Below are 11,545 nucleotides of genomic sequence, written 5' to 3'. Positions count from 1 at the left end.
AGAATTCATATCGGGCAAGGTGGTGTTCGTGTTGTAAATTGTGTTTCTCGATAACTCACATTTTATCAATCACTTACGGCATTCTTGCCCTTTTTTATGCAAAATTCAGGCTAGAAGGTTCGCTTTTGTGTACAAGCCGGATCGCCGGCAAAATCACCCGCGTCGGACGTGCCGGAAATGACCAGGTTGCGTTGCCAATCGGCCGCCACCGCAAGGGCGGAGTCGCGTGCCAGCCCAGGTGCGCCGTCCTCGATGATGCCTGCCCAGCCAGCGAACACGGCCAGCACGGCATCGGTGCTGACGGTGGAGGCCAAGTCGGCATTGCTGACGACGACGCTGAACCTGGCGCCGTCATCGGTCGCCGGCGGCGTGGTGTAGCGGGCGGCTGTGGCGCCGGCGATATCGACACCGTTCCTGCGCCACTGGTACGCCAGGTCAGTGCCGGCAGCACCGACTGTGAAAGTGGCCGTGCTGCCCAGCGCCGCACTCGCACTCGCCGGCTGCTGCGTGATCGCCGGCGCCGCCGGGCTGACGACAGTCAGGGCGGCGGCGCTGGTTGTGGCTTCCCCGCCAGCATTGCCGACGACGACGCTGATCAGCGCGCCGTTGTCTGCCTCGCCGGTGGGCGGCGTGCTGTAGCGGGCCATGGTCGCGCCTTCGATCGGGACGCCGTGCGCAGCCAGTGGAACGAGAACGGGGCGCTGCCGCAGGCGGCCACCGTGACAGTAGCGCTTTGGCCCGCGCGTACAGTGGTAGCGGCCGGTTGTAGGGCAATCGCCGGCGCCACCAGCGCGAACCGGCGGTGGAAGAAAGTCGACATGGTGGTCTCCTCAAGCGAGTTGAACCGATGTGCCTGCGCCGATACGCGTTCAACCTGCACAGTCGGCCTGCTTCGTGACCAAAATCATTCAACCTGCTGTGATTCGAACCGATTCGACCGACGGCTGTCTAACGCCCATTCTTGGAGAGCCGCCTCTTTCATCGTTGCGCATCATCAGTCCAGCTCGTTAAAAACGCGGCGATCTCGATGGCGATAGCGCGGCGAATTTCCCTGCAACACGAACCCGCGCAAATTCAGGCCTTGCATCGCGCCCGAGCCACCGCTAGAACGACCTCAGATCATCACCTTCTGCGCGGCGCGGCAGCCCCACCACGCCGCTTCCTCGAACACCGAGAACCCGGACAGGTCGGCATGCGCGAACACGATCGGTCCGTTCACCTCGCGCAGCGCCTTCAGGCCGGTGTTGGCGCGAAAGCCGGGCAGCGGCACCGCCATCGCGTGGCCGCGCAAGGTGATGTCGACGCGCTCGACGCACGGCGCGAACTTCCATCCATAGGCCGCCTTCAGGTCGGCGCTGGCCAGCGCCACCAGGTCGTCGGCGCTCGCTTTCATCATCCACTTGCGCGCTTCGTCGGGCGTGCGGTCCGACAGCGCGACGTAGGCGCTGAAGACGGTCTTTTCCGGCGGGCCCACGCGGATGTCCTGGTGGGTCGACACCACATACCCGAGCCCCGGCTCCTGGTACACCACGTTGTCCCACGCCAGCGGCGCATCCGGCAGCTCGGCCGGAAAGGCCTTCATCAGGAAGTTCGCCACCATCCACGGCGCGTAGCTCGGCGTGTGCAGCTTCGGGTCGAAGCCGTAGTCGCGGATCGATTCGACCACGCGCGCGGCCACGTACAGCGGCATCGCGCAGATCGCCTTGCGCGCCCTCACCACGTAACTGCGCGCCACGCCGTTCTCCAGCGTGAAGCACAGCGCCTCGACGCCGGCGCCGCGCCGCTTGAGCGACACCGCGGTGCCGCCCTCGCGGCGAATGCCCGATCTGGCCGCCAGTGCCGCCGCCACCGGCGCCATCCCGCCAGGCCACGTCAGCCAGGCGCCATTGCCGGCGTTGGCCGCCTGGCCCCAGCGGCTGCAGTAGTAATGCAGGCCGGCCCATGCCGACACCTTGTCGTAGCGGGTGCCGTAGTCGTCGCGGCAGCAGTAGTTCAGGTACCAGTGCAAGGTCGGCGAGGTGTAGCCGTTCTGGTCGAGCCACTGCTTGAGCGTGATGCCGTCGAGCGCGTCGAAGGCCGGATCGAGCGACGACTCGCTGGTCGGGAACACGAAGATGCGCCGGCCGTCGCTGCCGCGCAGCGCGCGCAGTCGCTCCACTTCGGCAAAAAAGCGGCGATGCTCCGCCAGTTCCGCTTCGCCCACCCCTTCGGTGGGAATGAAGCCGTCCTGCCAGGCGCCGTTGAACAGCAGGCGCTCCTCCGGCCCATGCAGCACGTAGCGCTCGTCGTAGAGCGGCTTGTCGGCGTACGGGTCGCGCACGATGATGCCGAGGTCGAACAGGATCTCGCGCACGTGGCGCGACTCGGGCGACGGCAGCGGCAGGTAGTGGCCGCCGGTCGGATAGGCCAGCTCGCCGAAGTGGCCGCCGGCGGCATTGCCGAACGGCTGCGGGCCGTCGATCATCAAGGCGCCGCGGTGGCCGTCGCGGTTCAGCTGCCACGCCGCGGCCAGGCCGGCGATGCCGGAGCCGAGGATGACGACGTCGGTGTCGATGACGTTCGACGGCGCCGGCAGCGCGCCGCGCTCGCGCAGGTAGTGGCCTTCCGCGCGGCCCGGATAGTGCACGTTCGGCGTCACCTCCTGCCATTGCTGGAACACGGCGGCGCCGGCCAGCACCGACAGGCCGGTGCCGCCGGCGGCGAGGAACGAGCGGCGGTCCATCAGCGGATCACCTGGCCCCAGTCGTGCTCGAACTCGCGTACCAGCGACTGGGTGTTGAGGCGGTTCGGTTCCATCTCGATGCGCTTCATGTCGGGCGGGAAGAGGAACATCTCGCGCGTGGTATCGGCGTTCAGGAAACGCATCGGCAGCCGGTAGCTGGTCGGCGGCACGAACTGCTGCTGCGGCGACGCCAGCACGAAGCCCCATTCGCCGAACGACGGCACGTAGGCGTGATACGGATACGTGCGCATGCCGACGTCGCGCAAGGTGGCGTCGATGGTCCAGTAGGCATGCGGCGCGAAGAACGGCGACGTCGATTGCACCACCACCAGGCCGTTCGCCGCCACGTGCTTTTTCACCATGCTGTAGAACGGCACCGAGTACAGTTTGCCGAGGGCGAAGCTGGACGGATCGGGAAAGTCGATGATGGCGGCGTCGAACATGGCGCCGCTGTCCTTCAGCCACACCGCCGCGTCGGCGTTCACCACCGTCACGCGCGGGTCGGACAACGCGCCGGCGTTCAGCTTGGCCAGTTCCGGGCGGGTGGTGAAAGCGGCCGTCATCGCCGGGTCCAGGTCGACCAGCGTGACGTGCTTGATGTTCGGGTAGCGCAGGATCTCGCGCAGCGCCAGGCCGTCGCCGCCGCCGAGCACCAGCACGCTGCGCGCCCACGGCAAGGCCTGCAGCGCCGGGTGCACCAGCGCTTCGTGGTAGCGGTATTCGTCGCGCGAGGAGAACTGCAGGTTGCCGTTGATGTAGAGCCGCAGGTCGTCCTTCCAGCGGGTGATCAGCAGCCGCTGATACGGCGTCGTGGTCGAATACACGATCTTGTCGCCGACCAGCGCCTGCTCGCCCCATGCCACCATCCGGTCCGACAGCGCAAAGCCGAACAGCAGCACCACCATCACGCTCGAGGCGCGCAGCACCTTCCCATGCAGGTTGGCCAGCTCGTGGCGAAAGGCGTGCAGCGTCCAGAAGCCGACCGCCACGTTGAGCATGCCGAACAGGAAGGCGGTGCGCACCAGGCCGAGGTGCGGCGCCAGCACCAGCGGGAACAGCAGCGACACGGCCAGCGCGCCGAGGTAATCGAACGTGAGCACGCGGCTGACCAGTTCATTGAACTCGGTCTGGCGCGCGTTCAGCGCGCGCATCACCAGCGGCACTTCCATGCCGACCAGGCAGCCGACCATGAACACCAATACATATAGCAGCGTGCGAAACGGGCCGGCCATCCACGAAAACGTCATGAACAGCAGCGCCGCCGACACGCCGCCGATCAGGCCCACCGCCAGCTCGATGTCGATGAACCGCGCCAGCACATCCTCGTCGCGTACATACTTCGAGAAGTGGGCGCCGACGCCCATCGCGAACAGGTAGCAGCCGATGATGGTGGAGAACTGCAGGATCGAGTCGCCCAGCAGGTAGCTCGACAAGGCGCCGGCGATCAGCTCATACGCCAGGCCGCACGAGGCGACCACGAAGACGGAGAGGATGAGAATTCGTTTGGTCATAAATCAGCTTTTGATCTAAGATCGTGCTGTCCTGTCATTCTGACTATATTTAATAGGGGAAACCACGTGCCCGCCATCCTAGCCTATCTGCTGCACCTTTTGACGGCGGTCGCCATGGTTTTGGTATTTTTTGTCATCTACACGCGCGTCACCCCGTACGACGAAGTGACGCTGATCCGCGCCGGCAACCAGGCCGCCGCGTTCTCGCTCGGCGGCACCCTGCTCGGCTTTTCGATCACGCTGGCGTCGGCGCTGTGGCACACCGCCGGCTACTACCAGTTCCTCGGATGGGGCGCCGGCGGCATGCTGGTGCAGGTGGTCGTGTTCGCCGTCGCCACCCGGCTGCTGAACATGTCGAAGGACCAGATCGAAGCGAACAACAAGGCGTTCGGCGGCCTGCTCGGCGCCATCGCACTGTCGATCGGCGTCATCAACGCCGGCTGCATTTCCTGATCAACCCGGATTCAACGAAAGGCCCATCATGTCACTTGGCTCATTCATCAAGAAGCAGTTTATCGACGTCCTGCAGTGGAACGAGGAGACCGAAGGCGTACTGGCCTGGCGCTTCCCGATGCAGGACTTCGAGATCCAGAATGGCGCAATCCTCAACGTGCGCGAGTCGCAGGTGGCCGTGTTCGTCAACGAGGGAACCATCGCCGACGTGTTCGCGCCCGGCACCCACAAGCTCACCACGCAAACGCTGCCGGTGCTGACGAACCTGCGCAACTGGGACAAGTTCTTCGATTCGCCGTTCAAGTCGGACGTCTACTTCTTCAGCACGCGCGTGCAGACCGGCCGCAAGTGGGGCACGCCGCAGCCGATCACGATCCGCGACAAGGACTTCGACATGATCCGCGTGCGCGCCTTCGGCATGTACTCGTACCGCGTGGCCGACGCGCGCAAGTTCTTCACCGAGATCAGCGGCACGCGCGAGGTCTACACCCGCGACGACGTCGAAGACCAGCTGCGCGGCATCATGCTCGCCACGATGGCCACCTCGCTGGGTGGCTCGAACGTGGCCTTCCTCGACATGGCGGCCAACCAGGCGCTGATGGCGCAGCAGGTCAAGGGCGACCTGGCCACCGCGTTCGCGCGCTACGGCGTTGGGCTCGACGAATTCAACGTCGCCTCGGTCAGCCTGCCGGAAGAACTGCAGGCCGCGCTCGACGAGCGCATCGGCGCCGGCATGAAAGGCAGCCTGTCGGCCGACAAGATGGGCGGCTTCACCCAGTTCCAGGTCGCCTCGAGCATCCCGCTGGCGGCGCAAAATGAAGGCGGCCTGGCCGGCATCGGCGCCGGCCTTGGCGCCGGCGTGGCGGTAGGCCAGGCGATGGCGCAGGGGATGAGCGGCGCTTTTGCGCAGACGGCGGCGCCGGCGCCTGCCGCCGCGCCTGATGATTCGGTCGAAGGCCGGCTGCAAAAACTCAAGGGACTGCTCGACAAGGGCCTGATCTCGGCCGCCGACTACGACAGCACCAAGGCCGAACTGCTCAAGAAGCTGATCGGCTAAGCGGCTGTTCATGCAGACCGTTTCCTGTCCGAGTTGCGGCGCCGAAGTCACGTTCCGTTCGCACGCCTCCGTCGTGGCGGTGTGCGAATTCTGCCGCGCGACGGTGATGAAGGATGCCGACGCCGTCAAGGACCTTGGCAAGATGTCGTCGGTGCTGGAAGACTTCAGCCCGATCCAGATCGGCACCGCCGGCGTGGCCGGCGGCCGCAATTTCACCGTGGTCGGCCGTATCCAGCTGCGCTATTCAGCCGGCATGTGGAACGAGTGGTTCCTGTTGTTCGACGATGCCGGCACCGGCTGGCTGGGCGATTCGTCGGGCCTGTACACCATCACGACCGAAGCGAAGGTCGATGGCGGGCTGCCCGTTTTCGACATGATCGTGCCCGGCAGGCTCTATAGCATCGCCGGCCAGCGCTACACCGCGTCCGAAAAGCGCGTGGCCGAATGCGTGGGAGGCGCCGGCGAACTGCCGTTCAAGGTCGGCGAAGGCTGGCAGGCGCGGGTAGCGGACTTTCGGGCCGGGGCTTCCTTTCTCACGCTCGACTACTCCGATGGCGACACTGCGGCGCTGTACCACGGCGCTTCGGTAACCTTGGAAGAAATGCAGTGCCAGCTGCTGCGCGACGAAGAACAGATCAAGGCCAGCGCAGGCAGATACCGCGGCAAGCTCGATGCGCTCGACTGCCCTTCCTGCGGCAGCGCCATCAAGTACCTGCCGGGCGTGACGACCGCACTGGTGTGCCCGGCGTGCGCGGCGCAGCTGGACGCCGCCGGACCGCAGACGCAGATCCTCGCCAAGGGCGAGGCCGTGGCGCGCGTGCGCACCACCATTGCCCTGGGCGCCAGCGCAAAAATCAACGGCATCGACCACCAGGTCATCGGCGTGATGGTGCGCGCCGACGACGAAGGCACCGAGTGGACCGAGTACCTGCTCTACAACACGAAATCGGCGTTTTTCTGGCTGGTAGAAACCGAGGAAGGCTGGTCGCGCGCGACCGTGATGAATACCTGGCCGGCGTGGGACTCGACTGGCTCGGAGCAGGTGGAGCTGGACAACCTCACCTACGACAAGACCTACGAATACCTGGCGACGGTGACGTTCGCCGCCGGCGCGTTCAACTGGCGCGTGGCGGTCGGCGACGAAGTCACCGTGGTCGAATTCGAGCAGGGCCAGACCACGCTGGCGGCCGAACTGACCGACCATGAGCTGACCTGGTCGCGCTCGACCCCGGTCGCATTCGACCAGGTCAAGACCTGGTTTCTGAGCGACTTGCAGGGCGCTGCGCCGGCCGCGTCGGCGAAGGCGGCCGCTCCCGCCAGCATCGCGCAGAAGTTCTTGTGGTGGACCCTCGGCCTGAATGCCATTCCGCTGGTCTTCAATTTTTCAGGCACCATCTTTTATGTCGTGCTCGCGCTGCTGGCGATCTATCTGCCGGCGAAGCTGTTCGCACCAGGCGACAAGGGCAAGCAATGAACAACAAGTACTTCATCTACGCCATCTTCGTCACGCTCATCACGACCGCGACCAGCTGGACGAAAATGTTCGTCTCGGCCACCGGCACGCGCGGCGGCAGCAGCTGGACGTCGAACTCGGGCGGCTACACCGGCGGCGGCGGCTACAGCGGCGGCGGCCACAAGTGAGCGCGCCCGCCCATCGCCCCGCCGGCATCCACCTGCTCGCCGATTTTCATGGAATCGCTGCCGGCCTGCTGCTGTCGTGCGACACCATCGACACCCTCTTGCGCCAGGCCGCGCTGGCGGCCGGCGCCACCATTCTGCACGGCCACTTTCACAGCTTCGGCCCGCAGCAGGGCGTGACCGGCGTGCTGCTGCTGGCCGAGTCGCACATCTCGATCCACACCTGGCCCGAATATGGTTTTGCCGCGGCCGACATCTTCATGTGCGGCGACGCGCAGCCGCAGCTGGCGCTAGCCATCATCGACGCCGCGCTGACGCCTTCCTCGCGCAGCATCCAGACCATCTCGCGCGGCGCCGCCGCCACTACCCAGGAAATTTAATGACACCTCGCTTGCTGCTCGTTGCCGCCCTGTGCGCCGGCGCGTTCGGGACCGCTTTCGCCGAGGCGCCGAAAACGATGGGCGAACTGACCCGATCGTTGGTGGCGCAGCCGGGTTTCGTCGACGTCTGGCGCGACACCGAGAAAGGCCGCGTGCTGCTGTCGGTCGCCAATCTCGATACACCGTTCCTTCTGCTGGTATCGCTGCCGTACGGCCTGGGTTCGAACGACGTTGGCCTTGACCGCGGCCTGCAAGGCGAGCCGCGCATCGTTCGCTTCGAAAGGCGCGGCGCCCGCCTGCTGCTGGTACAGGAGAACACGCGCTTTGTCGCCGGCTCGCTCGATGCCGACGAGCGCGCCAGCGCGGTCGAAGCATTCGCCAGCGCCGTGCTGTGGTCGGGCGGCATCCTCGCCAGCGACGACGGCCGGCACCTGATCGACTTCTCCAGCTTCCTGGAAGGGGACCGTCATGGCATCGCCGCACGTCTGAGCCAGGCCAAGCAAGGCAGCTACAAGGTCGACGACAAGCGCAGCGCGGTGCTCGCCGAACAGGCCAAGAGCTTCCCCGACAATACCGAACTGGAAGCGATGCTGACGTTCGAGGGCCCTGGCACCGCCGAATTTGTGCGCCAGGTCGCCGCCGACCCGGCCAGCCTGACCATGCGCCAGCACGTGAGCCTGGTGCGGCTGCCCGACGGCGCCTTCAGGCGGCGCGCCTACGATCCGTATTCCGGCGGCTTCGATAGCGGCTACATGGATTTCGGCACGCCGATCGGCGCCAGCATCGACGTGCGCTGGCAGGCCCGCTTCCGGCTCGAGAAAACCGATCCGCTCGCCGCTTCAAGCACAGTGAAAAAGCCGATCGTGTTCTACGTCGATCGCGGCGCGCCGGAGCCGGTGCGCAGTGCGCTGCTCGAAGGCGCCCGCTGGTGGGCCAGCGCGTTCGAAAAGGCCGGCTTCAAGGACGCCTACCGGGTGGAGCTGCTGCCGGCCGGGCTCGACCCGATGGACGTACGCTACAACGTGATCCAGTGGGTACACCGGGCCACGCGCGGCTGGTCGTACGGCATGGCCACGCTCGATCCGCGCAGCGGCGAAATCATCAAGGGCGTCGTCTCGCTCGGCTCGCAGCGGGTGCGGCAGGACATCCTGATCGCCGAAGCGCTGCTGGCGCCGTTCGGCAAGACCGGCGTGGGCAAGGAAAAGCTGGCCGAGCAGATGGCGCTTGCGCGATTGCGCCAGCTGGCCGCGCATGAAGTGGGCCACACGCTCGGCTTCGCGCACAACTTTGCCGCCAGCCGCAACGGCACCGGTTCGGTGATGGACTATCCGCACCCGATCGTGGCCATGACGGCCGCCGGCGCGATCGACATCGGCAACGCGTACGGCGTCGGGGTCGGCGCGTGGGACGATTACATCGTGCGCCACGCCTACGCCCAGTTCGAGCCAAAGGACGAAGCGGCGGCGCTGGCGCAGCTGCGCCGGCAGGCGCGCGCAAACGGCTTCGAGTACGTCAGCGACGGCGACTCGCGCGCGGCCGGCTCGAGCCATCCGAACGGCCTGCTGTGGGATTTCGGCGGCGATTCGATCCAGACCTACGACCAGCTGATGGCGGTACGCCAGCGCGCGTTGACCGGCTTTTCGATCGACGTGCTGCCCGACGGGCGCCAGGCCGGCGAACTGGAAGCGCGCCTGGTGCCGCTGTACCTGCTGCACCGCTACCAGCTCGAAGCGGTGGCGCGCCTGGTTGGCGGCGGCGAGTTCGAATACAGCACCAGCGCCGACGTGCGCTCCGGCGCGGCCCGCGGCGGAGTTCGCGCGGTGCCGGCCGGGCAGCAGCGCCAGGCGCTCGAGCGGCTCGCTGCCAGCCTTGGTGCCGAGAGCCTGGCGCTGCCGGCCAATGTGCTCGACCTGATGACGCCGCCGGCGATGGGCTTTGAACGCAACCGCGAATACTTCGGCACCCGGATGAACAGCGTGTTCGACGCCATGTCGGCGGTCGAAGCGGCCGCCGCACAGACCTGCACCTACCTGTTCGACGCCAGCCGCTTCAACCGGCTGGCGTGGCAGCATGCACGCGACCCGAAGCAGCCCGGCGTGCAGGAAGCGCTCGATCTGGTGCTGTCGCGCAGCTGGAAGCGGACGGCGGTGGCCCAGTCGGTGCCGGCCGGCGAAGCGGTGCAGATGGCGGCCAACTGGGTGGTGCTCGACGCCATGCTGAAGCTGGCCACCAGCGCCGAGCTGCATCCGGGCGTGGCCGCGCAAGTGCGCCAGCAAAGCGCCGACTTCGCGCAATGGCTGGCCGCGCATCCGGCCAAGGGCGCCAGCGGCCAAAGCCGCAAGCAGGCGGCCGACCTGATTCGGCGCTGGCTGGCCGATCCGGCCAAGGTCGAACTGCGCGCCCTGCCCGCGATACCGCCGGGCGCACCGATATAATCACGTCCTGGTGTCAGGTCTGACATTAAGACATTCACGCGTGAATGTCTTAATGTCAGACCTGACACCAGCGTTTGCAGCCTCGCTGCCACTTTCGTACAGGAAGCACGATGAACAACTCCGTTATGCCAAAGGCGCTGGGCCACATCCGCGTACTCGACCTTTCGCGCGTGCTGGCCGGGCCGTGGTGTTCGCAGAACCTGGCGGACCTCGGCGCCGACGTCATCAAGATCGAGCGGCCGGGAAGCGGCGACGACACGCGCGCCTGGGGGCCGCCGTACGCGAAGGACGCCGACGGCATTGATACCACCGAGGCGGCTTACTACCTGTCGGCCAACCGCGGCAAGCGCTCCGTCACGGTCGATATCGCCAGCCCTGAAGGCCAGGCGCTGGTGCGCGAACTCGCCGCCCACGCCGACGTCGTGCTGGAGAACTTCAAGGTCGGCCACCTGAAACGCTACGGCCTCGATTACGAAACACTCAAGGCGATCAAGCCGGACCTGGTGTACTGCTCGGTGACCGGCTTCGGCCAAGACGGCCCGTACGCGCACCGCGCCGGCTACGACTTCCTGATCCAGGGCATGGGCGGCTTCATGGCGATCACCGGCGAGCGCGACGACCTGCCCGGCGGCGGCCCGCAAAAGGCCGGCGTGGCAATCACCGACCTGATGACGGGCATGTACGCGACGGTGGCGGTGCTGGCGGCGCTGACCCACCGCGACCGCACCGGCGTGGGCCAGCACATCGACATGGCGCTGCTCGACGTGCAGGTGGCGATGCTGGCCAACATGGCCGGCAACTACCACGCCAGCGGCGAGGCGCCCAAGCGCATGGGCAACGCCCACTCGAACATCGTGCCGTACCAGACCTTCGCCTGTTCCGACGGCCATATCATCGTCGCCACCGGTAACGACGGCCAGTACCAGAAGTTCGTCGAAGCCGGCGGGTGCGCGCAACTGGCGGCCGACGCGCGCTTTGCCAGCAATCCGCTGCGCGTGAACAACCGCGCGGTGCTGGTGCCGCTGCTCGAACAGATGGTGGCGCAGCGCACCCGCGCCGAATGGATCGCCACGCTCGAAGCGGTCGGCGTGCCGTGCGGGCCGATCAACGATATCGGCGAGGTGTTCGACAATGAACAGGTGCGCGCGCGCGGCATCGCGGTAGACATGGCGCATCCGAGCGCCGGCAAGGTGACCCTGGTGCGCAGCCCGATGAAGCTGTCGGCCACGCCGGCATCGGCCGCCCTGCCGCCGCCGCTGCTGGGCCAGCACACCGACGAGGTGCTGCGCGAAGTGCTGGGCCGCAGCGACGCCGACATTGCCGTACTGCGCTCGCGCGGCGTGCTGTAG

At 66.6% G+C, this 11,545-nt stretch carries 10 protein-coding genes; 7 read left to right on the top strand and 3 right to left on the bottom strand.

Annotation, left to right across the window (positions count from 1 at the left end; genetic code table 11):
* Positions 1 to 110: 110 nt before the first annotated feature.
* The 3 genes from ACP7DD_RS17340 to ACP7DD_RS17330 all read right to left on the bottom strand — a co-directional run bounded on the left by ACP7DD_RS17340 (position 111) and on the right by ACP7DD_RS17330 (position 4,233).
* Entirely contained in the window at positions 111 to 647 is a 537-nt protein-coding gene (locus ACP7DD_RS17340) for a hypothetical protein (protein WP_426176041.1), read from the bottom strand.
* A 467-nt stretch (positions 648 to 1,114) separates the two neighbouring features.
* Positions 1,115 to 2,722, bottom strand: a complete 1,608-nt coding sequence (locus ACP7DD_RS17335; protein ID WP_426176040.1) for an NAD(P)-binding protein — start codon at positions 2,720 to 2,722, stop codon at positions 1,115 to 1,117.
* The gene (locus tag ACP7DD_RS17330) at positions 2,722 to 4,233 is read right to left on the bottom strand and encodes a polyamine aminopropyltransferase (RefSeq protein ID WP_426176039.1); all 1,512 of its coding nucleotides are present in this window, start codon (positions 4,231 to 4,233) and stop codon (positions 2,722 to 2,724) included. Before ACP7DD_RS17330 ends, ACP7DD_RS17335 begins: the two co-directional genes overlap by 1 nt.
* Before the next feature lie 66 nt (positions 4,234 to 4,299).
* Between ACP7DD_RS17330 and ACP7DD_RS17325 the strand changes: the two genes are divergently transcribed.
* From ACP7DD_RS17325 to ACP7DD_RS17295, 7 genes are all read left to right on the top strand, one after another.
* Positions 4,300 to 4,686, top strand: coding sequence for a DUF350 domain-containing protein (locus tag ACP7DD_RS17325; protein WP_426176038.1), 387 nt, complete (start codon positions 4,300 to 4,302; stop codon positions 4,684 to 4,686).
* A gap of 28 nt (positions 4,687 to 4,714) precedes the next feature.
* Positions 4,715 to 5,743: an SPFH domain-containing protein gene (locus ACP7DD_RS17320; protein WP_426176037.1), complete on the top strand. Its 1,029-nt coding sequence runs from the start codon at positions 4,715 to 4,717 to the stop codon at positions 5,741 to 5,743.
* A gap of 10 nt (positions 5,744 to 5,753) precedes the next feature.
* A complete protein-coding gene (locus ACP7DD_RS17315) occupies positions 5,754 to 7,217 on the top strand; it encodes a DUF4178 domain-containing protein (protein ID WP_426176036.1) in 1,464 nt (487 codons plus the stop codon).
* Positions 7,214 to 7,384 carry a hypothetical protein gene (locus ACP7DD_RS17310; protein WP_426176035.1) on the top strand — a complete coding sequence of 57 codons (171 nt, stop codon included), beginning with the start codon at positions 7,214 to 7,216 and terminating at the stop codon, positions 7,382 to 7,384. Before ACP7DD_RS17315 ends, ACP7DD_RS17310 begins: the two co-directional genes overlap by 4 nt.
* Positions 7,381 to 7,761, top strand: coding sequence for an adenosylmethionine decarboxylase (speD, locus tag ACP7DD_RS17305; protein ID WP_426176034.1), 381 nt, complete (start codon positions 7,381 to 7,383; stop codon positions 7,759 to 7,761). Before ACP7DD_RS17310 ends, speD begins: the two co-directional genes overlap by 4 nt.
* A complete protein-coding gene (locus ACP7DD_RS17300; protein WP_426176033.1) occupies positions 7,761 to 10,196 on the top strand; it encodes a zinc-dependent metalloprotease in 2,436 nt (811 codons plus the stop codon). Before speD ends, ACP7DD_RS17300 begins: the two co-directional genes overlap by 1 nt.
* A gap of 110 nt (positions 10,197 to 10,306) precedes the next feature.
* Positions 10,307 to 11,545, top strand: coding sequence for a CaiB/BaiF CoA transferase family protein (locus ACP7DD_RS17295; protein ID WP_426176032.1), 1,239 nt, complete (start codon positions 10,307 to 10,309; stop codon positions 11,543 to 11,545).

Source organism: Massilia sp. TWR1-2-2 (genome assembly GCF_049897565.1).
In the GTDB taxonomy this organism is placed as follows: domain Bacteria; phylum Pseudomonadota; class Gammaproteobacteria; order Burkholderiales; family Burkholderiaceae_D; genus JAFCUW01.
The sequence above is the reverse complement of the archived record's forward strand: the minus strand, read 5'-3'. Positions and strand labels throughout refer to the sequence as shown.

Coding starts and splice junctions, on each gene's coding strand:
- ACP7DD_RS17340 (WP_426176041.1), bottom strand. CDS start 647: ATGGCCCGCTACAGCACGCCGCCCACCGGCGAGGCAGACAACGGCGCG.
- ACP7DD_RS17335 (WP_426176040.1), bottom strand. CDS start 2,722: ATGGACCGCCGCTCGTTCCTCGCCGCCGGCGGCACCGGCCTGTCGGTG.
- ACP7DD_RS17330 (WP_426176039.1), bottom strand. CDS start 4,233: ATGACCAAACGAATTCTCATCCTCTCCGTCTTCGTGGTCGCCTCGTGC.
- ACP7DD_RS17320 (WP_426176037.1), top strand. CDS start 4,715: ATGTCACTTGGCTCATTCATCAAGAAGCAGTTTATCGACGTCCTGCAG.
- ACP7DD_RS17315 (WP_426176036.1), top strand. CDS start 5,754: ATGCAGACCGTTTCCTGTCCGAGTTGCGGCGCCGAAGTCACGTTCCGT.
- ACP7DD_RS17310 (WP_426176035.1), top strand. CDS start 7,214: ATGAACAACAAGTACTTCATCTACGCCATCTTCGTCACGCTCATCACG.
- ACP7DD_RS17300 (WP_426176033.1), top strand. CDS start 7,761: ATGACACCTCGCTTGCTGCTCGTTGCCGCCCTGTGCGCCGGCGCGTTC.
- ACP7DD_RS17295 (WP_426176032.1), top strand. CDS start 10,307: ATGAACAACTCCGTTATGCCAAAGGCGCTGGGCCACATCCGCGTACTC.